Genomic DNA, 26,208 nt, shown 5'->3' on the forward strand with positions numbered 1-26,208 from the left:
ATGCTGGATTTTGTACGGTTTATGATTGATTTTATCCTGCACATTGATGTGCATCTGGCCGAGTTGGTGGCGCAGTACGGCGTATGGATCTACGCGATTTTGTTCCTGATTTTGTTTTGCGAAACGGGGTTAGTCGTCACGCCATTCCTGCCCGGCGACTCGTTGTTGTTTGTCGCAGGCGCGTTGGCTTCGCTGCCGACTAATGACCTGAACGTCCACACCATGGTGGCGTTGATGGTGGTCGCAGCGGTGCTGGGCGATGCGGTGAATTACACCATTGGCCGACTGTTCGGCGAGAAATTGTTTCGCAATCCCCACTCGCGTATTTTTCGGCGCAGCTATCTGGACCGTACCCACGCGTTTTATGAACGCCACGGCGGCAAGACAATAATTCTGGCGCGCTTTGTGCCGATTGTGAGAACATTTGCGCCCTTTGTCGCGGGGATGGGGCACATGCGTTATCGAGAGTTCGCCCTGTACAACGTAACCGGGGCGCTGGTGTGGGTGTTATTGTTCACCTATGCCGGTTACTGGTTTGGCGATCTGCCAGTGGTGCAGGAGAACCTGAAATTATTGATTGTAGCGATCATCTTCATCTCCATTCTGCCGGGGTTGATCGAGTTCTGGCGGCATAAACGCGCCATAACGCGGCAAAATATGAAATAAGTGGAAAATTATTTTAACATCCGGTTTGACCAGTTTTTTATCCACACGCCCGGATCGTTATGGTTTAATGAGCAGCATTTACGGCTGTGTTCGTATGAACACGCCTGAATGCCAATGTCTTGCCCCGTTGTGCCGGGATGAGGTATCGCTTTATCGGCGGCGTTGCCAGGGATGGGGTAACGTGTACAGCGTACTGGCTTTTGCCAGGTTCAAGCAGAAAGGTTATCAATGAGCTGGATTGAACGAATTCTCAATAAAAGTAATGTCACACCAACCCGTAAGGCGAATATTCCTGAGGGTGTCTGGACCAAATGTGACAGTTGCGGTCAGGTGCTTTACCGTGCCGAGCTGGAACGTAATCTGGAAGTGTGTCCGAAATGTGATCATCACATGCGGTTGTCCGCCAGGGCTCGTCTCCATGCGTTTCTGGACAAGGAAGGCATGGTGGAGCTGGGCAGTGAACTGGAACCCAAAGATGTCCTGAAATTCAGAGACTCTAAAAAGTACAAGGACCGTATCGTTTCAGCACAGAAGCAGTCTGACGAAAAAGATGCGCTGGTGGTGATGAAAGGGACGTTGTACGACATGCCGGTGGTTGCGGCTTCGTTCGAGTTCTCCTTCATGGGTGGTTCCATGGCATCTGTCGTTGGTGCGCGCTTTGTCCGTGCCGTCGAGCAGGCGTTGGAAGACAACTGCCCGTTGGTGTGCTTCTCCGCCAGTGGCGGCGCGCGTATGCAGGAAGCGCTGATGTCGCTGATGCAGATGGCGAAAACCAGTGCCGCGCTGGCCAAAATGCGCGAACGCGGTTTACCGTATATTTCAGTGCTGACTGATCCGACCATGGGCGGTGTATCCGCCAGTCTGGCGATGTTGGGCGACCTGAATATCGCCGAGCCAAAAGCGTTGATCGGTTTTGCCGGTCCGCGCGTGATTGAGCAGACGGTTCGTGAAAAACTGCCGCCGGGTTTCCAGCGTAGTGAGTTCCTGCTGGAAAAAGGCGCTATCGACATGATCGTCCGTCGTGCAGACATGCGCTATAAACTGGCCAGCATCCTGTCCCGGTTGACTAACCGTCCGGAACCGCAGGAAACCGCCGTCGTGCGGCCGCCTGAACCACAGAGTGAAGCCTAATCAATGATGAACCGGGATCAGGGCGGCGTTGTTGCCGTGTTCCCGGCAGCAATCAACCGTAAGTCAGTGAACGGGACTCATGGACAATCTTCGAACACCTCAAGCCACGTCGCCTTTGGCCACGTGGCTTCACTATCTTGAACATCTGCACAGTCAGGCCATTGATCTGGGCCTCGATCGCATCCGGCATGTCGCGGAACGTCTGCAGCTACAACAACCCGCTCCTCGCGTATTTACCGTGGCGGGAACCAACGGCAAAGGCACGACCTGCTGTACGCTGGAATCCATTCTGAGCGCTGCCGGGTTACGTGTTGGTGTGTACAGTTCGCCACATTTGCTGCGTTACACCGAGCGGGTACGCATTCAGGGCCGTGAGTTACCGGAATCCCGCCATGCCGAAGCCTTTGCCGCGATTGAAGCTGGCCGTAACGGCACTTCGCTGACCTATTTTGAATTCGGTACGCTGGCGGCGCTGTGGCTGTTTAAACAGGTGCAGTTGGATGTCGTGATACTGGAAGTCGGGCTAGGTGGGCGTCTGGATGCTACCAATATCGTGGATGCCGATGTCGCGGTGGTAACCAGCATTGCGCTGGATCACACCGACTGGCTGGGTAATGATCGGGAAAGTATCGGTCGGGAAAAGGCAGGTATTTTTCGCGCCAACCGCCCGGCAGTGGTCGGTGAACCGGACATGCCGGCTTCGATTGCCGCCGTAGCGCAGGAAAAGGGCGCGCGCCTGTTTCGGCACGGGGCTGACTGGCAGTTTTCAGTGCAGGATAATGGCTGGCGTTGGCAATGCGGCGAGGTTGCTTATGACGCCTTGCCCATCCCCACCGTTCCGCTGGCTAATGCGGCCACCGCGCTGGCCGCGTTGCACACTTCTGATATCGCGTTGACGGCTGACGTTATCCGTCAGGGATTATGTCAGGCGCAATTGCCGGGGCGTTTCCAGATTGTGAGCGAAAAACCGTTGTTGATTCTGGATGTCGCCCATAATCCTCATGCGGCGGCCTATCTGGCGGCACGACTGGCTGATTTACCGCACGCCGGACAGGTACGGGCGGTGATTGGCATGTTGGCGGATAAAGACATTCCCGGTACGCTGGCGCATCTTAAGCCGCAGGTGGATGTGTGGTATTGCGCACCACTGGAAGGGCCGCGCGGCGCGAGCGTTGAACAACTGGCCGGGCATCTGGCGCACAGTACCCGGCATCCCGATGTGGCGACAGCCTGGCGACAGGCGATGCAGGATGCCGGAGAAAATGATGTGGTGATTGTTTGTGGTTCTTTCCATACTGTCGCGCATGTGATGGAAGCGTTGGACGGGAGCGGAACGCATGGCGAGTAAGTTTCAGAATCGCCTGGTGGGAACGGTTGTATTGGTAGCGCTGGGCGTTATCGTGCTCCCTGGGCTGCTGGATGGCAAAAAAAAGCATTATGAAGATGATTTTGCCGCCATCCCGCTGGTTCCCAGACCGGGCGATACGCTGGAGGCGGAGTCGATGCCGCCTGTCAATCAGTCGCTGCCTGCCCAACCGCCTGAGGGCGCTGAAGCCGTGTTGCAGAACAAAAGTGAGTCTGGTGCAGAGACGGCGGAAGAGCCGAACGTTGCCCCTGTGCCCGGTAGTCGTGGGGCATCTGCGCCATCGTCTTCCCGCCCGACGATTAGCGCAGCGCCGGCACCGGTGGTGGCAGAGCCACGCCAGCCGGTACAGCAGTTAGCGCCGCCCGCAATGAAGGCGCAGCCGGCGAAACCTGAAATCAAAAAGCCGGATACTAAACTGGAAACTCGCCCGAAGCCCGAAGCGAAAGTAACAGAGAGCAAAGTGGCTGAGGGTAAGGCGGTGGAGAGTAAGTCGGTTGAAAAGCCAGCTGATACCCGCACGGCGCAAGCCAAACCGGAACCCCGTGCGCCGGAAAATAAGCCGGCTGAAAATAAACCTACGGTGCAGGAGCAGGCGCCAGCAGGCCAGGCCTTTGTGGTGCAACTGGGCGCGCTGAAGAATGCCGATAAGGTCAATGAGGTTGTCGCTAAGTTGCGTCTTTCCGGATATCGGGCTTATACCGTACCGTCGTCGCCGGTCGCGGGGCAGATTACCCGCATTTACGTAGGGCCGGATGCCTCGAAACAGAAACTGCAATCGGCGCTGGGTGAATTGCAACAGCTCAGTGGATTGAACGGACAGGTTAGGTCATACAGTGCGCGCTGAGTCGGTTTGCAATCAGTAAGTAAAATTTGGGGGTAGGGGAGCGCAGCGACCTTGCCCCTTGTGTTTTATGAGGCGAATTAATACAGCCTTTACTCGCCGCGAGTGGCAGACAAGGGAGCGCTATTCGTATGGCGAAGAAAGGTTTTTTTTATTTCTTTGCTTATAGAAAAAATCGGCGGGAAATACGCTACGCAAACGTTTTCTTTTTCTGTTAGAATGCGCCGCGAACAGGATGACCGGCGCTATGATTGTCATCGTTCATTATTAGGATAGTTCATGGTTTGGGTTGATTACGTCATTATCGGTATTATCGGATTCTCGGCTCTGGTCAGTCTCATCCGGGGGTTTGTGCGTGAAGCGCTGTCACTGGTGACCTGGGGCGGGGCATTCTTTATCGCCAGTCACTACTATGTCTATCTCGCGGTCTATTTCACGCGGTTTAATGATGAACTGGTGCGCAACGGTATCGCCATTGCCATTCTGTTTATTGCAACGTTGATTGTGGGTGCTATCGTCAATTATGTGATCGGTTCGTTGGTTGAACGCACTGGATTGTCAGGCACTGACCGGGTACTGGGCATTTGCTTTGGTGCATTACGCGGTGTGCTGATTGTCTCTGCCGTGTTGTTTTTTCTGGATGCCTTCACCGGTTTTTCACAGAGTGCTGACTGGAAGCAGTCCCAGTTAATCCCGCAGTTCAGTTATATCATCAGGTGGTTTTTTGACTACCTGCAAAGCACGTCGAGTTTCTTGCCGCGGCACCTCTAGCCGCGGTAGCGCTGATGAGGAAAAGACCACATGTGCGGTATTGTCGGTATCGCCGGTTTTACACCGGTCAACCAGTCGATTTATGACGCGTTAACGGTGTTGCAGCACCGTGGGCAGGATGCCGCAGGCATCGTTACCATTAATGACGCCAACTGCTTTCGCCTGCGCAAAGCAAATGGTCTGGTGAAAGATGTATTTGAAGCCCGGCACATGCAACGGTTGCAGGGCAACATGGGGATCGGCCACGTACGTTATCCCACTGCGGGCAGTTCCAGTGCTTCAGAAGCCCAGCCTTTTTACGTCAACTCTCCATTTGGGATCACGCTGGCGCATAACGGTAACCTGACCAACGCCCATGAACTGCGTCAAAAGCTGTTTGAAGAAGGTCGTCGCCACGTTAATACCACCTCTGATTCTGAAATTCTGCTGAACGTATTTGCCAAAGAGCTGGACCGTTTTCAGCACTATCCGCTGGAAGCGGATAACATTTTTGCGGCGGTGGCGGCAGTGCATCAGTTGATCCGTGGCGCGTATGCGTGTATTGGCATGATTATCGGCCACGGCATGGTGGCTTTCCGCGACCCGAACGGCATTCGCCCACTGGTGCTCGGTAAGCGAGAACGGGAAGATGGGCGTAATGAATATATTGTAGCGTCGGAAAGCGTAGCGCTGGATACGCTGGGCTTTGAATTCCTGCGTGATGTGGCACCGGGCGAAGCGGTATACATTACCGAAAATGGTCAATTGTTTACCCGCCAGTGCGCGGAAAACCCGAAAAGTCATCCGTGCCTGTTCGAGTATGTGTATTTCGCCCGCCCTGACTCCTTTATTGACAAGATTTCGGTCTACAGCGCTCGCGTGCGTATGGGGCAGAAACTGGGCGAGAAGATCGCCCGTCAGTGGGAAGAGCTGGACATCGACGTTGTGATTCCGATTCCAGAAACCTCCTGCGATATCGCGCTGGAAATCGCCCGTATTATCAACAAGCCGTACCGACAGGGTTTTGTGAAGAATCGCTATGTCGGTCGTACGTTTATCATGCCGGGCCAGCAGACCCGCATCAAATCCGTGCGTCGTAAATTGAATGCCAACCGGGCGGAATTTCGCGGCAAAAATGTATTGCTGGTAGATGACTCCATCGTACGCGGCACCACTTCTCAACAGATTGTCGAGATGGCGCGTGAAGCTGGCGCGCATCGGGTCTATCTGGCCTCTGCGGCACCGGAAATCCGTTTTCCGAATGTGTATGGCATCGATATGCCGAGCGTTAATGAGCTGATCGCTCATGGCCGGGAAGTGGAAGAAATTCGTAAGATAATCGGCGCTGATGCGCTGATTTTCCAGGATTTGGATGATTTGATCGACGCGGTGCGTGAAGATAACCCGGAAATCGTTCAGTTTGAATGTTCGGTTTTTAACGGCGTTTATGTCACCAAAGATGTGAATCAGGACTATCTGGATTATCTGGAAGCGCTGCGTAATGACGACGCCAAAGCACTGCGCAGCCAGAATGAAGTTGAAGATCTTGAGTTACATAACGAAGGGTGATAATCGGTTATCGGGTGTTATCAACAAGGGAGCGCAGGCTCCCTTTTTTGTCGCTGTTATTCTTGCCAATCTTTTGGTGATGCGGCAAAGTCAGCGCACGTATTTTTACCGCCTCTGGGCGGTGGGTCCGCGAGGTGAAAATGAAGCGACTGATTGTCGGTATTTCCGGCGCCAGCGGCGTGATATATGGGGTGCGGTTGTTGCAGGTGCTGCAGCCGATTAGCGGGGTTGAAACGCATCTGGTAATGAGTTCCGCAGCCCGGCAAACGCTGGCGCTGGAAACCGATCTGACCGTGCGCGACGTGCAGTCGCTGGCTGATGTGGTGCATGACTGCCGCGATATTGCCGCCAACATTTCCTCTGGCTCGTTCAAGACGGCAGGGATGGCGATTCTTCCTTGCTCCATCAAGACATTATCCGGCATTACGCATAGTTATACTGACAGTTTGTTGACTCGTGCGGCGGATGTGGTGCTGAAAGAACGCCGTCCGCTGGTGTTGTGCGTGCGTGAAACGCCGCTACACCTCGGCCATCTGCGGTTAATGAATGCCGTGGCTGAAATGGGGGCGGTTATCATGCCGCCGGTACCTGCGTTTTATCATCGCCCACAAACTGTGCAAGATATCATCGATCAAACCGTTAATCGGGTGCTCGATCAGTTTGATATTGAATTACCTCAGGATCTTTTTACGCGCTGGCAAGGCGCGTAACCACCTCATTTGTAATAACAAGCCATGCTGTAGCGTTACCGGGTGTCTGACGATAGAAAGGCGGATTGCTCCATTTTGGAGCGGCGTGTTTTTCGTGGTGCATGGGTGTGCACTATTATTGTGCAGATAATCCAGGTCGGCGTCGTGGCGTTACTCTCCTCTATAGCACAGGTTGACATAATTCATTGATTATATTGATCTGGCTAACATTATCACGGCGACTGATTTTACGTGGAGTTGCATATTTTTTATGGCATAAAATTTGCTTTAGTTTGACAACTAGTATCATATTGACGTACATGGCAGACAGACGTAATCACAATAATTCGTAGTCGGATTTCATAAATCACTTAGGCATACACAATCATAAAATAAGGGTAACGCAATGAAAAAAATGTTGAAACTTTTGCCCCTTGCACTGGTATTCGCAGCAGGCAGTGCCCTCGCCGAGGTTCCTAAAAATATCAAAATTGGTACTGACCCGACCTATGCACCGTTCGAATCCAAAGACGCCAGCGGTCAACTGGTTGGATTTGATATTGATTTGGCAAATGAGTTGTGCAAACGCATTCAGGCTAATTGCACCTTCGTCGAGAGCGATTTCGACGCGTTGATTCCGTCGCTGAAAGCGAAAAAAATCGATGCCATTATCTCTTCCCTGTCGATTACCGAAAAACGTCAGCAGGAAATTGCGTTTACCGAGAAACTGTATGCGGCCAATGCCCGTCTGATTGCTAAAAAAGGCTCGCCGATTCTGCCGACGCTGGATGCACTGAAGGGGAAACGTGTCGGCGTGCTGCAGGCATCTACGCAGGAGGCTTACGCCAACCAGTATTGGCAGCCGAAAGGCGTGGATGTGGTGACCTACCAGAATCAGGACCTGATCTATGCCGACCTGACCGCTGGTCGTATCGATACCGCCTTTCAGGATGAAGTGGCAGGCAGTGAAGGCTTCCTGAAACAGGATGCCGGTAAAGATTATGCATTTGCCGGTCCGGCGGTGAAAGACGACAAACTGTTCGGCGTGGGCACCGGTATGGGGTTACGCAAGAACGAAACTGAACTGAAAGCCGCGCTGGATAAAGCCTTTGCCGCTATGCGTCAGGACGGTACCTACGACAAACTGGCGAAGAAGTACTTTGACTTCAACGTATACGGTGATTAAGCCTTCCTGATTAACCACTGCCTGCATTGTGCCGGCAGTGGTGTGTCTTTTCTGAACGGACTGATGTAATGCTTTATGGCTATTCCGAATTAATCCTGGATGGTGCACGCATGACGTTGCAGCTGGCGTTGTGTTCGCTGGTGTTGTCGCTGCTGATTGGTCTGGTGGGGGCGGCGGCGAAGCTGTCGTCCAACCGAGTGCTGTCTGGCTGTTTTTCTGGTTATACCACCCTGATTCGCGGTGTGCCGGATCTGGTTCTGATGCTGCTGATTTTTTATGGTTTGCAGATGGCGCTCAACAGCGCCACCGAATCGCTGGGCATGGATCAGATCGATATTGATCCACTGACCGCAGGGATCATTACGCTGGGATTTATCTACGGCGCTTACTTTACCGAAACGTTTCGTGGTGCTTATCTGGCGGTGCCGCGCGGCCAGATTGAGGCAGCGGTGGCGTTTGGCTTTACGCCGATGAAAGTGTTTCGCCGCATTATGTTTCCATCCATGATGCGTTTTGCTCTGCCGGGCATCGGCAACAACTGGCAGGTGATTCTCAAAGCGACCGCATTGGTGTCGTTGCTGGGGCTGAGTGATGTGATCAAAGCCACCCAACTGGCTGGAAAAGGAACGCATCATCCGTTCTTTTTCGCTATTGTCGCCGGTGTGCTGTATCTGGTTTTTACCACCCTTTCCAATGGGGTGCTGTGGTGGCTGGAAAAACGCTACTCGCAGGGAGTCCGGAAAGTAAATTATGAGTGAGATTTTACAACAATATTGGCAGGCCCTGCTGTGGAGCGACGGTTATCGTCTCACCGGGCTGGCGATGACGCTGTGGCTGCTGATTGTCTCGGTGATTATCGGTGGGTTGATGGCGATTCCGCTGGCGGTAGCCCGCGTGTCGCCTCGTCGGCGCTACTGGCTGCCGGTGTGGGTTTTTACCTATGTGTTTCGCGGTACACCGCTCTACGTGCAACTGCTGGTGTTTTATTCCGGTGTGTACAGTCTGGAAATTGTACGCGGCACCGATGTGTTGAACGCATTTTTTCGCAGCGGCCTGAATTGCGCCATTCTGTCGCTGGCGCTTAATACCTGCGCTTATACGACTGAAATCTTCGCCGGTGCCATCCGTTCAGTGCCGCATGGTGAAATTGAAGCGGCGCGCGCCTACGGTTTTTCACGCTTTAAGCAGTACCGCTGCATCATTTTGCCGGGTGCATTGCGCATCGCGTTACCCGCCTACAGCAATGAAGTTATCCTGATGCTGCATTCCACCGCACTGGCCTTTACCGTCACGGTGCCGGATTTGCTGAAAGTGGCGCGTGACATTAACGCCGCCACTTACAAACCGTTCTACGCCTTTGGCATCGCAGGCGTGATGTATCTGGCGGTATCGTTCGTGCTGATTTCGTTGTTCAGAAAGGCAGAACGCCGCTGGTTACGGCATCTTCACACCCGTTCATCCCATTAAAATAGTGCAGGAACAGACAAAGAATGCAGAATAATAAGCTGATGGTGACGGAATTACGTAAGCGTTATGGTCAGCATGAAGTGCTCAAAGGCATTTCATTACAGGCTAAAGCCGGGGACGTTATTTCTATTATCGGATCATCGGGATCGGGTAAAAGCACCTTGTTGCGATGTATCAACTTCCTGGAAAAACCCTGTGAAGGCTCTATCCATGTGAATGGACAGGAGATTCACATGGTGCGAGACAAGGATGGCCAGCTCAAGGTGTTTGACAAGAAGCAGTTACAACTGCTGCGCACCCGACTGACGATGGTGTTCCAGCATTTCAACCTGTGGAGCTTCATGACTGCGTTGGAAAACGTGATGGAAGCGCCGGTACAGGTGTTGGGGTTGAGCAAAGCAGAAGCGCGTAAGCGCGCTGAATTCTACCTGAACAAGGTGGGGATCACCGGTGCATCGCAGGAGAAATACCCGTCTGATTTGTCGGGTGGTCAACAGCAGCGTGTTTCCATTGCCCGCGCACTGGCGATGGAGCCGGATGTGTTACTGTTTGATGAGCCGACTTCCGCGCTGGACCCAGAACTGGTGGGTGAAGTGCTGCGTATCATGCAGCAACTGGCGGAAGAGGGTAAAACCATGGTGGTAGTGACGCATGAAATGGAATTTGCCCGCCATGTCTCCAGCCATGTGATCTTTTTGCATCAAGGACTGGTGGAAGAGGAAGGGCCGCCTGAGGCGGTGTTCGGCAACCCGCAAAGCCCACGTTTACAGCAGTTCCTGTCCGGCGCGCTGAAGTAATTTTTGTACTGCCATGCCTTCCCGCGCCGGATGAACCCGTTCAACTGGCGCGGGGATGCAATAAATCGTTAAGTGCCTCTTCCAGTTCAAAGAAGCGAAAGCCAAATCCGGCTTTCTCCAGTCGTTGCGGAATGGCTCGTTGCCCACCCAGCAGCAGCGTCGCCGCTTCGCCCATCAGTATCCTGAGCGCCCAACTGGGCGTACGCACAAAGCCTGGGCGATCTAACACGTTTGCCAGCATGGCGGAGAATGTCTCGTTACGCACCGGGTAGGGCGATACCATGTTGAAAGGACCGCTCAGAATCGGGCTATCCAACAGATACAAAATCGCGTTGGTCATGTCGTCAATGTGAATCCATGGCAGGTATTGCTTACCGGAGCCGATTGGGCCGCCCAATCCCAACCGGAAAATCGGCAGCATTTTTGCCAGCGCGCCACCTTCCGTAGAAAGCACCACGCCGGTACGCATCAGGCAGACGCGGGTTTGATCACTTTCCGCTTCCAGCGCCAGTGCTTCCCAGCGAGCGCAGAGTTCATGGGTAAAGTCATTGTGGGGCGTTTCATCTTCGGTCACCAGCGCTTGACCTTGATCACCGTAATAGCCAACCGCCGAGCCTGACAAAAATACTGAAGGTGGAGTGTGGCTGCGGCGAATCAGTTGTGTGAGTTGGCGAGTGATATCCCAGCGGCTCTGACACAGGCGCGCTTTTTGGGCTTTGGTCCAACGCTTGTCGGCAATCGGCTCACCCGCGAGATTGATGACGCCATCGAAGCCGTCCAGCGAGGTCTGATCTTCCAGTCCGCGCCAGTAATTAACCTGGTCGCCCCACAGCCGTCGCGCGCGCTCAACGGAGCGGGTCACTACAGTTACCTGATGTGACAGAGACAACAAACGTGTAATCAAATGACGCCCAATAAGGCCGGTTCCCCCGGTGATCAGTAGTTTCATAAGCTGGCCTCGCTTCGTATGTCGGGTTATTCCCTTGAGCCGGGCAACGGTGCTGTACCCGCTGGAATCGCCTTTATCCACTCTGGTTTCAGCATAGATGATTCATCTGTTTTTGCTGGTGATATTAACCACATCTCAGGGAGTTTTTATCAGCAGAACAAGCACTTTTTAGAGGAAAGCAGCATAGCGCGGCTGGATGAGCGCCGACAGCATAAGAAAACCACGCCCGGCGAATCGGACGTGGTAGTTCGCCTTGTTAGACATGAGCGGCGAGTTGGTAGGCGCGCTGTGTAGCCGGGCGTTCACCAATACGCTCAAACCAGCTTTTCACTGCCGGGAAGTCGTCAAGAGAGATACGCTGGCGTTCGTGAGAAACGACCCAAGGGTAAGTGGCGATGTCAGCGATACTGTACTCATTACCCGCCAGCCAGACATGGTCGTGCAGTTGTTGGTTCAGCACGCCGTACAGTCGCTCAGTTTCTTTCTGGTAGCGCTCAATGGCATAAGGCACTGGCTGGGAGGCATAGTGGTTGAAATGGTGGTTTTGTCCCAACATCGGACCAAATCCTGATACCTGCCAGAATAGCCATTGCAGGGTAGCGGCACGCTCCCGCACATCGGTACTCAATAGTTTGCCGGTTTTTTCCGCCAGATAGAGCAAAATGGCACCGGATTCGAACAAGCTAAGCGGTGCGCCCTGGTCTGCGGGTTGCTTATCCACAATGGCAGGAATCTTATTATTGGGAGATATTGCCAGGAATGCGGGTTTGAACTGATCGCCGGCGCTGATATCTACCTTGTGCAGTTGATAGGGTAACTGTGCTTCTTCCAGAAACAGGGTGATTTTGTGACCATTAGGGGTAGGGGCGTAATACACGTCAATCATGAATCATCTCTCCATTGAGAGAGTCGTTGGCCGGGGGACTGACGACTCTGAAAAACAGTTGGCAGGTAAAAGCCTAGCACTTTCACGCATAAAACATAAATAACCGTTATGGCTATTCTTTTCCTTTCATACAGCTATCCGCTGCGGGGAGAAACTGACCGGAAAGGCTGATAAGCCAATAATTTTGGCCTGTGATGACATGGGTTTTTGGTACTATAGCGAGACTGAATATGTTCACGCATCGGGATAGAACCATGAAACTGATGTTTGCGTCTGACCTGCATGGCTCATTGTCGGCCACTGAAACGCTGCTGGACCGTTTTGAACACAGCGGTGCCGACTGGCTGATTCTGCTGGGCGATTTTCTTAACCATGGTCCCCGTAATCCGCTGCCGGATCGTTACCAGCCGGCAGATGTGGCGAGTTTACTGAACCGCTACGCCTCACAGATTGTGGCGGTGCGGGGAAATTGTGACAGCGAAGTAGACCAGATGCTGTTGCAGTTTCCGATTACTGCTCCCTGGCAACAGGTATTATTGCCTAAAAACCGCTTATTTTTGACCCATGGGCATCTCTATCACCCGGAAAAACGACCGCCGCTGCATACCGATGATGTACTGGTATTCGGCCACACACATCTACCGGTGGCTGAGCGGCGTGATGATATTTTTTGCTTCAATCCCGGTTCCGTCAGCCTGCCTAAAGGTGGCTATCCCGCCAGTTATGGTTTGTTTGATCAAGGGGTATTACAGGTGGTGCCATTACAGGGCGGGGAGACTATTGCACAGGTTGTGATTAGCCACTAAGTTAGAGACTACACTCTCACATCAATAATTCTAAGAATTTCTAAAAACTGATGCGCATCACCGCGCCATGACGAAAGGGTTTCAGAGGATGGTGGAACAAACACAGATGGCAGCCATGGAGTGGGTCGATATCGTTGATGAAAACAACGAAGTTATCGCCCAATCCAGTCGCCAGCAGATGCGTGCTCAGCATCTGCGGCATCGCGCTACCTATATCGTTGTACATGATGGCATGGGCAAGATTCTGGTTCAGCGCCGTACCGAAACCAAAGATTTTTACCCCGGCTGGATGGACGCGACCGCAGGCGGCGTGGTGCAAAGTGGTGAGAATCTGCTGGAGTCGGCACGTCGTGAAGCAGAAGAAGAGCTGGGCATCGCCGGTGTGCCGTTTGCTGAACATGGCCTGTTTTACTATGAAAGTGATGACTGCCGGGTATGGGGGGCGTTGTTCAGTTGCGTAATGCATGGCCCGTTTGCCTTGCAGGCGGAAGAGATTGATGAAGTGAGTTGGTTGACGCCGGAAGAGATTACTGCGCGTTGCGATGAGTTCACTCCGGATTCGCTCAAGGCATTATCGCTGTGGTTAAGTCGTAACAGCGGCAGCAATGATTACGTTAAACCGCAACGCGTTGCGCCACGCATTCAGAACGATGATGTGACCGGGACTGAAGATAGTGATGCCGTAGAACAACATTCGTAGAACAACATTGAGTGTGGTTACTCAGACCGCTTTCATAAAAAACGCCAGCAGTTACGTTGCTGGCGTTTTTGTTTCCGTGTATCAGCGGTGTATCGAAAGATGCGCCGCTAATGCCGTCTATCAGGCAATCTGGGTAGCCTGAATAGCGGTCAGCGCTACGGTATAGACAATGTCGTCCACCAGTGCGCCACGGGACAAGTCGTTAACCGGCTTGCGCATACCTTGCAGCATGGGCCCGATGGAAATCAGGTCGGCAGAACGCTGTACTGCTTTGTAAGTGGTGTTGCCGGTGTTGAGGTCCGGGAACACGAACACGGTAGCTTTACCCGCAACCGGTGAGTTCGGCGCTTTGGACTGAGCCACATCTGCCATGATCGCGGCGTCGTACTGCAGCGGACCGTCGATGACCAGATCCGGGCGTTTTTCCTGCGCCAGACGGGTCGCTTCGCGGACTTTATCCACATCGCTGCCGGCACCGGAGTTACCGGTTGAGTAGGAGATCATCGCCACGCGCGGTTCAATACCGAAAGCGGCAGCAGAGTCGGCGGACTGGATAGCGATTTCAGCCAGCTGTTCTGCGGTCGGGTCCGGGTTGATGGCGCAGTCGCCATAAACCAGTACCTGTTCCGGCAGCAGCATGAAGAACACGGAAGAGACCAGTGAGCTGCCCGGCGCGGTTTTGATCAACTGCAACGGCGGACGGATGGTGTTAGCGGTAGTGTGAACCGCACCGGATACCAGACCGTCAACTTCGCCTTGTTCCAGCATCAGCGTACCCAACACCACGTTGTCTTCCAACTGCTCGCGGGCGACCACTTCGGTCATGCCTTTGCTCTTACGCAGTTCAACCAGACGCGGTACATAGCGCTCACGTGCTTCAGCCGGATCGACAATCTCGATGCCTTTACCCAGTTCAACGCCCTGTGCAGCGGCGACGCGCTGGATTTCATCCGGGTTGCCCAGCAGCACACACTGTGCGATACCGCGCTCGGCACAGATGGCTGCGGCTTTGACGGTACGCGGTTCGTCGCCTTCCGGCAGCACGATACGCTTGCTGGCCTGACGCGCCAGTTCGGTCAACTGATAACGGAACGCTGGTGGAGACAGACGGCGTGAACGCTCGGAGGTAGCGGTCAGGGAATCGATCCACTGAGAATCGATGTGGCGAGCCACGTATTCCTGCACTTTTTCCACACGCTCATGGTCGTCCGGCGGCAGTTCCAGATTGAAGCTCTGCAGGTTCAGTGAGGTCTGCCAGGTATTGGTCTTGACCATGAACACCGGCAGGCCAGTCTGGAAGGCACGTTCGCACAGCTTGCTGATAGCCGGGTCGATTTCGTAGCCGCCGGTCAGCAGCAGGGCGCCGATTTCAACACCGTTCATGGCAGCCAGACAGGCGGCAACCAGTACATCCGGACGGTCAGCGGAGGTCACCAGCAGCGAGCCTGGGCGGAAATGCTCCAGCATATGCGGAATGCTGCGAGCGCAGAAGGTTACCGATTTCACACGACGGGTCTGAATGTCGCCAGTGTTGATAACGCGTGCGTTCAGGTGGTTGGCCATGTCGATGGCGCGGGTCGCGATCAGATCAAAGCTCCAGGGTACGCAGCCCAGAATCGGCAGTGGGCTGTTGGCGAACAGCAGCTTCGGATCGATGTTGGCGACGCTGGCTTTGGTGGAGTCATCAAAAATTTCAGACAGATCGGGACGAGTACGACCTTGCTCATCCACCGGTGCATTCAGTTTATTGATGATGACGCCGGTGATGTTTTTGTTCTTGCTGCCGCCAAAGCTGGAACGAGCGATGTCGATGCGCTCTTTCAACTGTGCCGGAGAATCGTTGCCTAGCGCCAATACGAAGACGATTTCCGCGTTCAGCGTTTTGGCGATTTCATAGTTCAGCGCATTGGCGAACTGGTGTTTGCGGGTTGGCACCAGACCTTCTACCAGCACGACTTCCGCGTCTTTGGTGCTTTCGTGGTAGCGGGCAATAATTTCTTCCAGCAGTACGTCCTGCTGGTTGCTGCTCAGCATTGACTCCACGTAGCTCATTGCCAGCGGTTCAGCGGCTGGAATGGAGGAGGTGGCGCGGACGATAGCGGTGGTCTGATCCAATTTGCTATCACCGGAACGTGGCTGGGCGATGGGCTTGAACACGCTCAGGCGCACGCCTTTTTGTTCCATGGAACGAATGACACCCAGGCTGACGCTGGTCAGGCCCACGCTGGTGCCAGTAGGAATCAACATGATTATACGGGACACGGCTTAACCTCTGTTTGCGGTTGCTCGTTGTTCAAAAACGATGTTGCTAAAACAACTCCGTCAGCCGAAGCTGACAGAGTGGGGAGAGTTAATCAGGCGGTCAGACGCAGTGCGTCCTGAGCGATGACCAATTCTTCGTTGGTCGGAATGACCAATGCCGGGCGAGTACCGTCTTTGGCGATATTGCCGCCTTTGCCGAAACGTGCAGCCAGGTTACGGTCGTGGTCGACTTCAAAGCCCAGCAGGCCCAGTTGCTTCAGCGTTAACTCACGTACCATCGCGGCGTTTTCACCGATGCCGCCAGTGAAGATAACTGCGTCCAGACGACCTTCCATCAGCGCAGAATAAGAACCGATGTACTTGGCCAGACGGTGGCAGTACACGTTCATCGCACGTTTGGCGTCTTCTTTGGTTTCGTAGTTGTCTTCTACGTAACGGCAGTCGCTGGTTACTTCGGTCAGACCCAGCAGGCCGGATTCTTTGGTCAGCAGTTTGTTGATGCTATCTACACTCATACCCAAGGAATCGTGCAGGTGGAAAACTACCGCCGGGTCGATGTCACCACTGCGGGTACCCATCACCAGGCCTTCCAACGGCGTCAGACCCATGGAGGTATCCACGCACTTGCCGTTGCGAATAGCGCTAACGGAACCGCCGTTGCCCAAGTGGCAGGTGATCACGTTCAGTTCTTCCACCGGCTTGTTCAGGACTTTCGCCGCTTCACGAGAGACGAAGTAGTGGCTGGTACCGTGAGCGCCGTAACGGCGAATGTGGTGTTCTTTGTATAACTTGTACGGCAGGGCGTACAGGTAGGCTTCTTCCGGCATGGTCTGATGGAACGCGGTGTCGAATACGGCAACGTTCTTGGCTTTCAGGTGCGGGAATTCTTTCAGTGCTTCTTCGATGCCGATCAGGTGTGCCGGGTTGTGCAACGGCGCGAATGGAACGGCGTCTTTGATACCCTGCAGCACTTCGTCGTTGATAACCGCGGACTGGGTGAATTTCTCACCGCCGTGTACGATACGATGACCAATCGCTACCAGCTGAGCGGACAATTCAGGCTTCTGGCTGAGGATGGTGTTAACGATGAAACTCAGTGCTTCGCTGTGGGCGGCACCGGCACCCAGAGCAGCTTCCTGTTTGCCGCCATCGATTTTCCATTTGATGCGCGCTTCGGGCAGATTAAAACACTCGGCCAGGCCAGACAGGTATTCGTCTCCGCTGACGGCATCAATAATGGCAAACTTCAGGGAAGAACTGCCACAGTTAAGGACCAGTACTAACTTACTCGACATGGAAGTACCTACTTGTTATACATGGTTAAAAAAATGTCATACAACACTAGCGTAGCGCAGAAGGCTGTTGACATTTATGATTAACATCATGGCTGGGTGAAGTTTCCAGACATGACAGCGGAAAAATGCCGATGTGACGGACGAGCAGCAGCATCGTGACGCTCCTGAACGAGAGATACATCGACCAGCAAAAAACGGCGACAGCAGACACACATGACGCTTGCTGCACGCTGACTCAACAGTGGCCGGATTCGCCTGCCGGCACAGTAAAACCCTGTCTGAAACAGTAAGTGGCTAACAGCGAGTACAAAACGGCGTCAAACGGCTTTTATCACGGCTTTTATCGCAGCCCAAAAGGCTGTTTTAGGATACCGATAGCAACCATTAAACACAAAATATATTTTAAGCTTGTCAATTGCAGTTGGTGATTTGTACGAAAATTTTATTTTTTATATGTAAAGTTGAGGTCTAGCATGTCGACGAAACCCTCCGACAAAGACAAAGCAGGATGGCTGCAGCTATTCCATCTTGGCCAGCGTTATATGAAAACCTGGCCTGCGGATAAACGACTGGCGCCTGTGTTTCCTGAAAATCGCGTAGTGCATATCACCCGGTTTGCCATTCGCATCATGCCGCCGTTGGCTGTATTTACCCTGACCTGGCAAATTGCATTGGGTGGTCAGCTTGGCCCAAGTGTGGCGACCGCGCTATTTGCTCTTGGATTACCAATGCAAGGGTTATGGTGGCTTGGACGCCGTTCGGTTACTCCACTACCGCCTTCTTTATTACGTTGGTTTCATGACATTCGTAATAAGCTACTGGAGTCGGGTATGGCGCTGATGCCGGTGGAAGGGCAACCTACTTACCAGATGTTGGCCGACGTGCTGAATCGTGCCTTCAGGCAACTTGACAGGGCATTCCTGGACGATCTTTGATGTAAACCCGGTTTTTAGCCAAAGACGCTAACTTTTTTTCCATTGGATTCTGTTTTAAATCAAGAAACGAACGCCAGCCAGTATGCGATTCTGCTATTAATCCCCCTTTAGCCGGAATCAGATTCAGGAGTGCACCATGGAAATGACCAATGCTCAGAGACTTATCCTGTCCAATCAGTACAAAATGATGTCGATGCTGGACCCCGATAATGCGGAACGTTACCGTCGCCTGCAAACCATCATTGAACGCGGCTACGGGTTGCAAATGCGGGAACTGGATCGCGATTTTGGCGATTTGAGCGAAGATGTGTGCCGTACTCTCATTAATATTATGGAAATGCACCATGCGCTACAGGTTTCCTGGGCTAACCTGAAAGAGAAACCGGATATGGATGAGCGCCGACTGGCATTTCTTGGTTTCGATGCGGCTACCGAAGCGCGTTATCTTGGCTACGTACGTTTCATGGTACATGTTGAAGGTCGTTATCCTCACTTTGATTCTGGTACGCATGGCTTTAACTCGCAGACCAAAATGTGGGATAAATACATCCGTATGTTGGCGGTGTGGCAATCTTGCCCACGTCAGTATCATCTGAGCGCGGTAGAGATAGCGCAAGTCATCAATGCCTGAGAGGTTCAGAGGCATATAAATAAAGAAGGGGCTTTCTGTGGAGTGTAAAGGTTTTCTGTTTGATCTTGACGGCACGTTGGTAGATTCACTGCCCGCGGTGGAACGGGCCTGGAGCAACTGGGCAAAAGATCATGATATCGACCCGCAGAGTGTTCTGGATTTTATTCATGGCAAGCAGGCGATTACCTCGTTGCGTCATTTTCTGGCGGGAGCCAGCGAAGAGACGATTCTGCGTGAGTTTATCGCGCTGGAGCAGGTAGAAGCGACGGATACCACAGGTATTGCGGCTATGCCGGGTGCATGTGCACTGCTGAACAGACTGGATGAACTGGATATCCCATGGGCGATTGTGACGTCGGGAACGGTGCCGATTGCCCATGCCCGTCACCGTGCGGCGGGCTTGCCTTCACCGCGTGAGTTTATTACGGCGGAGCAAGTGGAGCGCGGTAAACCGAATCCGGATGCGTATTTGTTGGGAGCACAACGGTTGGGGCTGGCTCCTGCTGAATGCGTGGTGGTGGAAGATGCGCCGGCTGGCGTGCTATCCGGGTTGGCTGCTGGATGTCAGGTTATCGCGGTGAATGCGCCAGTCGATACACCACGTTTGGATGAAGTGGATGCCATATTACCTTCTCTTGAGCAATTGCAGATTTCGCGTGCACCGGATGGTTGGGTAAACATTACCCTGAAATGATGCTTTAAACCCAGATAAATATGATCAATACCCTGCTTTGTCAGGGTTTTTTTATGGCATTCTGATTTTAAGCGGTTTCTCCGAAAGAAACGTTGTTGTTCGGAATATCGCCTGATGAATAAGGACTGTTAATGTCAGGGGCGGCATGTTGAGCAGTTCACTTGTCTGGGTTGCCATTTTGCTATTGATTGCCATCGTGCTGTTTGCTACCGGCAAACTGCGTATGGATGTGATTGCACTGCTGGTGATTGTGGCGTTTGTCTTAAGCGGTACATTGACACTACAGGAAGCGCTGATTGGTTTCAGCGATCCGAATGTATTTTTGATCGCAGCACTATTTGTGATCGGGGAAGGGCTGGTGCGAACCGGGGTAGCTTATCAGGTCGGTGACTGGTTGATGCGTGTGGCCGGACAGAGTGAAAACTGTATGCTGATTTTACTGATGTGTACGGTGGCACTGCTGGGGGCTTTTATGAGTTCCACTGGGGTGGTGGCTATTTTTATTCCGGTGGTACTGAACGTTGCAGCGCGGATGAAAACTACCCCCGCCCGTCTGATGATGCCGCTGGCTTTCGCAGGGCTTATCAGCGGTATGATGACGCTGGTGGCAACGCCACCCAATATGGTGGTTAGTAGTGAGTTGATGCGTACCGGTATGAACGGGTTCAGTTTTTTCAGTGTCACGCCTATTGGTGCCGTTGTGCTGTTGACCGGGATTGCTTACATGCTGGTAGCGCGTTTCTGGCTGACGGCGACTGACAGCGATGGCCTCAAAGACGGGTGGAAACGCAAAACATTTCGTGATCTGATCCGGGAGTATCGCCTGACCGGGCGGGCACGTCGCGTGGCGATTCGCATCGGATCGCCGCTGATTGGCCAGCGCCTGGACGATTTGCAATTACGCCAGCGTTATGGCGCGAATGTGGTGGGAATTGAGCGCTGGCAAAAATTCCGGCGCATTATGGTGAGCGTCAGCAGCAATAGCGAATTGCGATTGAATGATGTGCTGCTGATCGATATGTCGGCATCCGATGTGGATCTGCGTGAGTTTTGCTCCACCCAGCGTCTGGAACCGATGGTATTGCGTGGCGAGTATTTCTCCGAACAGGCGCGTGATGTGGGCATGGCGGAAGTATCGTTGATCCCTGATTCGGGGCTGTTGGGTAAAACGTTGCAGGAAGTGGCGTTTCGCAGTCGTTACGGGTTAACCGTGGTGGGAATTCGCCGGGACGGCGAAGCGCTGGAAGGAAACCTGGCTGATGAGGCGTTAAAGCTGGGAGATATTCTGCTGGTCATCGGCGACTGGAAAAACATTCGGTTGCTGAATAAGCATAAGCGTCACTTTATTGTGCTCAATCTGCCGGCGGAAGTGGATGAAGTGGCGCCAGCCAGTAATCAGGCACCACACGCGTTGTTTTGTCTGGCGCTGATGGTAGCGATGATGCTGACTGATGAGATACCTAACGCCATTGCGGCGTTGGTCGCCTGTCTGCTGATGGGGCAGTTCCGCTGTATCGACATGGAAAGCGCCTACCGTGCGGTACATTGGCCGAGTCTGATTCTCATCGTAGGGATGATGCCGTTTGCTTTGGCATTGCAGCAAACCGGTGGCGTGGCTTTGGTCGTAAAGGGGTTGATGGAGATAGGCGGCGGCGCAGGCCCTCACGTGATGTTGGTGTGTCTGTTCCTGCTGTGTGCGTTGACGGGATTGTTTATCTCCAACACGGCAACGGCTGTGCTGATGGCGCCTATTGCCGTTGCTGCTGCGGAACAGATGCAGGTTTCGCCGTATCCTTTTGCAATGATTATTGCTATCTCCGCGTCTGCGGCATTCATGACACCCGTTTCCTCGCCAGTCAATACGTTGGTGTTAGCACCTGGTGGATATCGCTTCAGTGATTTTGTGCGGGTTGGGGTGCCATTCACGCTATTGGTAATGGTTATCAGCGTAGTGATGGTGCCGTGGTTGTATCCATTCTGAGCGCCGTCAATCGTAACAGCCTGAAGAGGGAGTCATCATCAGGCTGTCTGGCTTCATCCAGGTTGCGGGTTAAAGCGGTGATTCCTGACTGATTTCGTCCAGTGACAAACTAAAGCTCGGAATAAATACCGTCATGAAATAATCCATTTCCGGACTTTGGCGCTGCTGGAGTGTTTTTTCCAGCCGTGTTTTGGCCAACAGAAATTCATTATTGCCAGCGGATAGTTCTTCCAAACACTTCAAATATGCGCAAAGTGCATCAGCCTGTTTAACAATTGCATGTTCATCTTCGCTGATTTGTGATTCATCCAGCAGCGGCTTGAAGTCCTGCTGCAGTTCTGCAGGTAGCATCGCAATCAGATTATGGCGGGCAATCTTTTCAATTTTCTTATATTCGTGGGCAATTTGCGCATTGTAATACTTGATAGGGGTGGGCATATCGCCGGTCAGTACTTCGCTGGCATCATGGTACATGGCCAACAAGGCAATACGACCTATATTAAGATTCCCATTGAATTTGCGGTTTTTGATTACCGCGAGAGCATGAGCGACAAACGCCACCTGCAAGCTGTGTTCAGAGACATTTTCTGTCCGGACATTGCGCATCAGCGGCCAGCGGCTAATCAATTTCAGGCGGGACAAATGGGCGAAGAAATGACTTTGGACCATAAACATCTCTCAGTGTACGGCAATGGAGATTCATTGTGGCGGCTCCGTCATCAAGAAGCAAATCAGGTTGCGCCGACGAAAAAGAGGGAAAGAACATCGGGAAAAAGGGAGAATCCGGCACCTTGTTGGCACCGGATGCCGCTCCGATTACTGGTGATAACCTTCCAGAAAACGGCCAAACTTGTTGATTGCCATTTCCAGTTGATCAACACGCGGCAGGGTCACGATACGCAGGTGGTCCGGCTCCGGCCAGTTGAACGCGGTGCCTTGCACCAGCAGTACCTTCTCTTGCAGCAGCAGGTCCAGTACCAGCTTCTGATCATCATGGATGTTGAAACGCTTGGCATCAATGCGGGGAAACATGTACAGCGCCCCACTTGGCTTAACACAGGATACGCCAGGAATCTGATTGATCAGCTCCCAGGCGCGATTACGCTGCTCATACAGACGTCCGCCCGGATGAATGAATTCGCTGATACTTTGGTAACCGCCAAGTGCAGTCTGAATAGCATGTTGCATGGGGACGTTAGCACAAAGGCGCATTGATGCCAGCATTTCCAACCCTTCAATATAACCGCGGGCATGTTTTTTCGGGCCATTCAGGACCATCCATCCCTGGCGAAATCCGGCTACGCGATAGGTTTTAGACAGGCCATTGAAGGTGACGGTCAACAGATCCGGCGCCAGCGCAGCTATCGAATGATGTTGTGCATCATCGTAGAGGATTTTGTCGTAAATCTCGTCGGCAAAAATGATCAAACTATGCTGGCGGGCAATTTCAACCACTTCCAGCAACAGCTCTTTGCTATATACTGCCCCAGTCGGGTTGTTGGGATTGATAATAACGATCCCTCGTGTGCGGGGTGTGATTTTGCTGCGAATATCGTCCAGATCCGGGAACCAGCCTGATTCTTCATCACAGCGGTAGTGCACCGCATGGCCGCTGGAAAGCGCAACAGCGGCAGTCCACAGTGGGTAATCCGGCGCTGGCACCAGCATTTCGTCACCGGTATTCAACAACGCTTGCATCGACTGAACAATCAACTCGGACACACCGTTACCGATATAGACGTCTTCCAGCGTGATGTCTCGCATATCACGGGCCTGATAATGCTGTACGATGGCTTTTCGGGCGGAGTATAACCCCTTGGAATCGCAGTAGCCTTGTGCAGTCGGCAAATTGCGGATGACATCTACCAGGATTTCATCCGGTGCTTCAAACCCGAAAGGTGCCGGGTTGCCGATGTTCAGCTTAAGTACCTTATTGCCTTCTTCTTCCAGTCGTTTTGCTTCTTTTAATACCGGGCCACGAATATCGTAACAAACGTTTTCCAGTTTTTTCGATTTTTCTATCGGTGACATTTAACAAACCTTTTGCAGGATACTGTTTTCCTGATGAGTAATCGCCTAACACATCTAATGTACTCTTACCGTCGTGTGTTTTGAAGAATCATTACTGTGGCTGTGAAGTCGCTTCAATATTGGATTGTCACCAGTAAAGGCCACAATAAATGGTATTTATTGTTAATGAGGTGTTCATATTATGTAACATTATTTCTGTTTTTCAATCTAACGTTTGAAAGCGATGAGCAAAAAAGCCGCCTGAACGGCCAATTACACTGCCTGCCGGATCGCATAATGATGCATTATCCTCTTTCGTTGGAGTATTTAGGAATAATCTTATTTGTGGATGGTGGGGTATTTCTATCTTATTTAAGCACTGAAACCGGTATCATAAAATTTTCAGCGTCTCTGGCGTTATCAAAAATATTTTTAAATACACGAATAGTTGCAGGTCAGGCAAATGTCTTTCTATGTGGCAATAGGATGGGTTCTCTTTTTGGGGCTAAAATAAATGTAGGCCAACTTGCTGATAATAAAAAGCAGATTTATTTAATCGAATAGGGTAAGTGACAGCGTGGAAATAAAAAAAGGTATATACGCACGGTGGATAGGATATTTTTTTAGAAATAGTCCACCTCACGGCATAACTTCATGAAAATTTATGTTACATATAATATTTTAGTATATATTTTAACAAATTTACAAAAAAATATCTTCATTTACATAAAGTGTGAGTCGCATGGTGATAGTAACTCACTGTATTAATGGTGTTTGGTGGTAGTTGCTATGATATCGCTAACAGAGAATATGGTAGTGAATCGAAGACATTGATGAGGTGGATACATCAGATTGGTTGATGGTTTTTAACACTGTATTAAAACCAGATTCTGGATTGAATAGTGTGCCTTTGGTCTTGTTGATATTTTGAGCGTAATGTCCTTTTCAAGCAAACAAGGAATGAATGATGCACAAACTATGCGTCAAAGGTGAAAAATAAGAGATGTCGTATATTTTGGCGAATGCTCCTCGTAAAGTAAGCGCAATCAAAACCTTAATATCTCATGATTGTAAATTGCGGTTAAATGATATGGCTGGTGTTTTTTTTATTTTTATTTTATTATCTAAAATAAGAGAGTCCTTTTTGAAAGTCTGATTACCTAATAAGGTGCTTAAATTAAGGAGGCTAAAGGAGATAGACGATTCGGACAAGGGAATATCATTGTCTTTTGCCGTAGCCGTTCGTCTGCGATACTGTCCGTCTTTTATTGTGCATCCGGCCTTTGTCGGGGCATCAACATCAACACCAGGTATGTTTGTTAAAAATTAAAATAGATAAGTGAAGAGACGTATGACAAATACAAGTCGCCCTGTTCTCAACCTTGATCTCGATCTGTTGAGAACATTCGTCGCTGTTGCAGATTTGAATACGTTTGCGGCAGCTGCTGTTGCTGTGTGTAGAACGCAGTCAGCAGTAAGCCAGCAGATGCAGCGTCTGGAGCAGCTGATTGGTAAGGAGTTGTTTGCCCGTCATGGGCGAAACAAGCTGTTGACTGAGCATGGCATCCAGTTTCTTGGGTATGCCAGAAAAATCCTTCAGTTTAATGACGAAGCCTGTGCCTCACTGATGTACAGTGATATTCAGGGTACGCTGGCTATCGGTGCTTCCGATGACACAGCGGATACTATCCTGCCTTTCATCCTGCAACGTGTTACCAGCGTGTTTCCGAAGCTGTCGGTTGCGGTCAGTATCAAGCGCAGCGCCGAAATGGCGGAGATGTTGCAACAAGGGAAAATTGATCTGGTCATTACGACCAGCAATACCAATGAGTTGCCTCATGTGTTGCTGCGTACCTCACCAACATTGTGGTACTGCGCTGCCGATTACCAGTATCAGCCCGGAGAAACGGTTTCGCTGGTTGTGCTGGATGAGCCAAGTCCGTTCCGCTCGCTGGCGTTGGAGCACCTTACTGCTGCCGGTATTCCGTGGAAGATTTCCTATGTCGCCTCTACGTTGTCTGCAGTGCGTGCAGCGGTAAAAGCCGGTTTGGGGATCACTGTGCGTTCAGTAGAAATGATGAGTCCTGAATTGCGTGTGCTGGGTGAAGAAGAAGGTTTGCCAAAACTGCCTGATACCCGTTATTACCTGTGCAAGAATCCGGAGCATGACAACGAACTGACCAACGCTATTTTCAGCGCTATTGAGTCTGGCACACGTTCTCATTTGTTGCCGGTAAACTCAGGTGCTGATAACGATATGCAGGAACCGCCGACGGAATAATCCATTAAAAGATATTATTTGAATCCTAACGTAGCGGGGCAATACCCGTTACGTTTTGCCTTTCCCTTTCCACTTTCTTTTTCTATGGTTTTCACTCTGTTTTTTTAGCCGATTCACAGCTGCAACGCCTTGTTCTGTGTATTTAATTTACTGCTCTTGTTCCATTTTCATTAAAACCATGTTTCTTTTTTTTAGAGCTATATTGGTGCAATGATAAGCTCAATAAATGAGCAGCTTGCGTGATTTTTTTACTAACATAAATGAAAAAATGTGCGTTGGATCAAAAAATATCCCTATTAACACTATGGGGGAACAG

Annotated in this window: 25 protein-coding genes; 19 read left to right on the forward strand and 6 right to left on the reverse strand. The window is 51.8% G+C overall.

Annotated elements, in window-relative coordinates:
* The 11 genes from Dpoa569_RS05640 (at position 1) to hisP (ending at position 10,462) form a co-directional block, all read left to right on the forward strand.
* A complete protein-coding gene (locus Dpoa569_RS05640) occupies positions 1-666 on the forward strand; it encodes a DedA family protein (RefSeq protein ID WP_371810664.1) in 666 nt (221 codons plus the stop codon).
* A 228-nt stretch (positions 667-894) separates the two neighbouring features.
* On the forward strand, positions 895-1,797 hold the full coding sequence (accD, locus tag Dpoa569_RS05645; protein WP_042871796.1) for an acetyl-CoA carboxylase, carboxyltransferase subunit beta: 903 nt from the start codon (positions 895-897) through the stop codon (positions 1,795-1,797).
* A 79-nt stretch (positions 1,798-1,876) separates the two neighbouring features.
* Positions 1,877-3,145, forward strand: coding sequence for a bifunctional tetrahydrofolate synthase/dihydrofolate synthase (gene folC / locus Dpoa569_RS05650; protein ID WP_042871794.1), 1,269 nt, complete (start codon positions 1,877-1,879; stop codon positions 3,143-3,145).
* Complete coding sequence (dedD, locus tag Dpoa569_RS05655; RefSeq protein ID WP_042871792.1) at positions 3,135-4,007, forward strand: cell division protein DedD; 873 nt, start codon at positions 3,135-3,137, stop codon at positions 4,005-4,007. Before folC ends, dedD begins: the two co-directional genes overlap by 11 nt.
* 276 nt (positions 4,008-4,283) lie before the next feature.
* A complete protein-coding gene (cvpA, locus tag Dpoa569_RS05660; protein WP_042871790.1) occupies positions 4,284-4,775 on the forward strand; it encodes a colicin V production protein in 492 nt (163 codons plus the stop codon).
* A 30-nt stretch (positions 4,776-4,805) separates the two neighbouring features.
* Complete coding sequence (gene purF / locus Dpoa569_RS05665) at positions 4,806-6,323, forward strand: amidophosphoribosyltransferase (protein ID WP_042871789.1); 1,518 nt, start codon at positions 4,806-4,808, stop codon at positions 6,321-6,323.
* Positions 6,324-6,463: 140 nt separating this feature from the next.
* Positions 6,464-7,033 carry a UbiX family flavin prenyltransferase gene (locus Dpoa569_RS05670; RefSeq protein ID WP_042871787.1) on the forward strand — a complete coding sequence of 190 codons (570 nt, stop codon included), beginning with the start codon at positions 6,464-6,466 and terminating at the stop codon, positions 7,031-7,033.
* Positions 7,034-7,418: 385 nt separating this feature from the next.
* A complete protein-coding gene (argT, locus tag Dpoa569_RS05675) occupies positions 7,419-8,198 on the forward strand; it encodes a lysine/arginine/ornithine ABC transporter substrate-binding protein ArgT (RefSeq protein WP_042871785.1) in 780 nt (259 codons plus the stop codon).
* 68 nt (positions 8,199-8,266) lie between these two features.
* Positions 8,267-8,956: a histidine ABC transporter permease HisQ gene (locus Dpoa569_RS05680; RefSeq protein WP_042871783.1), complete on the forward strand. Its 690-nt coding sequence runs from the start codon at positions 8,267-8,269 to the stop codon at positions 8,954-8,956.
* On the forward strand, positions 8,949-9,665 hold the full coding sequence (locus Dpoa569_RS05685; protein WP_042871780.1) for an ABC transporter permease: 717 nt from the start codon (positions 8,949-8,951) through the stop codon (positions 9,663-9,665). The genes Dpoa569_RS05680 and Dpoa569_RS05685 overlap by 8 nt, the downstream gene beginning before the upstream one ends.
* A gap of 23 nt (positions 9,666-9,688) precedes the next feature.
* Positions 9,689-10,462, forward strand: coding sequence for a histidine ABC transporter ATP-binding protein HisP (gene hisP, locus Dpoa569_RS05690; RefSeq protein ID WP_038919652.1), 774 nt, complete (start codon positions 9,689-9,691; stop codon positions 10,460-10,462).
* A gap of 40 nt (positions 10,463-10,502) precedes the next feature.
* Here hisP and Dpoa569_RS05695 read toward each other — a convergent pair whose 3' ends face one another.
* Complete coding sequence (locus tag Dpoa569_RS05695) at positions 10,503-11,411, reverse strand: TIGR01777 family oxidoreductase (RefSeq protein ID WP_042871777.1); 909 nt, start codon at positions 11,409-11,411, stop codon at positions 10,503-10,505.
* A 256-nt stretch (positions 11,412-11,667) separates the two neighbouring features.
* Positions 11,668-12,297, reverse strand: coding sequence for a GSH-dependent disulfide bond oxidoreductase (gene yfcG / locus Dpoa569_RS05700; RefSeq protein WP_042871775.1), 630 nt, complete (start codon positions 12,295-12,297; stop codon positions 11,668-11,670).
* A 254-nt stretch (positions 12,298-12,551) separates the two neighbouring features.
* Between yfcG and yfcE the strand changes: the two genes are divergently transcribed.
* Together yfcE and yfcD are read left to right on the forward strand one after the other, a co-directional pair.
* A complete protein-coding gene (gene yfcE, locus Dpoa569_RS05705) occupies positions 12,552-13,103 on the forward strand; it encodes a phosphodiesterase (RefSeq protein ID WP_042871773.1) in 552 nt (183 codons plus the stop codon).
* An 88-nt stretch (positions 13,104-13,191) separates the two neighbouring features.
* On the forward strand, positions 13,192-13,803 hold the full coding sequence (yfcD, locus tag Dpoa569_RS05710; protein ID WP_050569488.1) for an NUDIX hydrolase YfcD: 612 nt from the start codon (positions 13,192-13,194) through the stop codon (positions 13,801-13,803).
* A 120-nt stretch (positions 13,804-13,923) separates the two neighbouring features.
* Here the strand turns inward: yfcD and pta are convergent, their stop codons facing one another.
* Together pta and ackA are read right to left on the reverse strand one after the other, a co-directional pair.
* Complete coding sequence (gene pta, locus Dpoa569_RS05715; protein WP_042871770.1) at positions 13,924-16,065, reverse strand: phosphate acetyltransferase; 2,142 nt, start codon at positions 16,063-16,065, stop codon at positions 13,924-13,926.
* A 92-nt stretch (positions 16,066-16,157) separates the two neighbouring features.
* Positions 16,158-17,360 carry an acetate kinase gene (gene ackA, locus Dpoa569_RS05720; RefSeq protein WP_042871768.1) on the reverse strand — a complete coding sequence of 401 codons (1,203 nt, stop codon included), beginning with the start codon at positions 17,358-17,360 and terminating at the stop codon, positions 16,158-16,160.
* A 473-nt stretch (positions 17,361-17,833) separates the two neighbouring features.
* On the opposite strand from ackA, the gene yfbV reads away from it, so the two are divergent.
* The 4 genes from yfbV to Dpoa569_RS05740 all read left to right on the forward strand — a co-directional run bounded on the left by yfbV (position 17,834) and on the right by Dpoa569_RS05740 (position 21,601).
* Positions 17,834-18,295, forward strand: a complete 462-nt coding sequence (gene yfbV / locus Dpoa569_RS05725) for a terminus macrodomain insulation protein YfbV (RefSeq protein ID WP_042871765.1) — start codon at positions 17,834-17,836, stop codon at positions 18,293-18,295.
* Between the two features lie 136 nt (positions 18,296-18,431).
* A complete protein-coding gene (locus Dpoa569_RS05730; protein WP_042871764.1) occupies positions 18,432-18,926 on the forward strand; it encodes a YfbU family protein in 495 nt (164 codons plus the stop codon).
* Between the two features lie 37 nt (positions 18,927-18,963).
* The gene (locus Dpoa569_RS05735; protein WP_042871762.1) at positions 18,964-19,620 is read left to right on the forward strand and encodes a sugar phosphatase; all 657 of its coding nucleotides are present in this window, start codon (positions 18,964-18,966) and stop codon (positions 19,618-19,620) included.
* Positions 19,621-19,765: 145 nt separating this feature from the next.
* Positions 19,766-21,601, forward strand: a complete 1,836-nt coding sequence (locus Dpoa569_RS05740) for an SLC13 family permease (protein ID WP_173023994.1) — start codon at positions 19,766-19,768, stop codon at positions 21,599-21,601.
* Positions 21,602-21,670: 69 nt separating this feature from the next.
* Here the strand turns inward: Dpoa569_RS05740 and yfbR are convergent, their stop codons facing one another.
* Together yfbR and Dpoa569_RS05750 are read right to left on the reverse strand one after the other, a co-directional pair.
* A complete protein-coding gene (gene yfbR / locus Dpoa569_RS05745; protein WP_042874017.1) occupies positions 21,671-22,270 on the reverse strand; it encodes a 5'-deoxynucleotidase in 600 nt (199 codons plus the stop codon).
* 147 nt (positions 22,271-22,417) lie between these two features.
* On the reverse strand, positions 22,418-23,632 hold the full coding sequence (locus Dpoa569_RS05750; protein ID WP_042871760.1) for a pyridoxal phosphate-dependent aminotransferase: 1,215 nt from the start codon (positions 23,630-23,632) through the stop codon (positions 22,418-22,420).
* Between the two features lie 96 nt (positions 23,633-23,728).
* On the opposite strand from Dpoa569_RS05750, the gene Dpoa569_RS19495 reads away from it, so the two are divergent.
* The gene (locus Dpoa569_RS19495) at positions 23,729-24,175 is read left to right on the forward strand and encodes a hypothetical protein (protein WP_164837107.1); all 447 of its coding nucleotides are present in this window, start codon (positions 23,729-23,731) and stop codon (positions 24,173-24,175) included.
* 787 nt (positions 24,176-24,962) lie between these two features.
* On the forward strand, positions 24,963-25,892 hold the full coding sequence (gene lrhA, locus Dpoa569_RS05760) for a transcriptional regulator LrhA (RefSeq protein ID WP_042871756.1): 930 nt from the start codon (positions 24,963-24,965) through the stop codon (positions 25,890-25,892).
* Positions 25,893-26,208: the final 316 nt, after the last annotated feature.

The sequence above is a fragment of the Dickeya poaceiphila genome (genome assembly GCF_007858975.2).
Taxonomy (GTDB): domain Bacteria; phylum Pseudomonadota; class Gammaproteobacteria; order Enterobacterales; family Enterobacteriaceae; genus Dickeya; species Dickeya poaceiphila.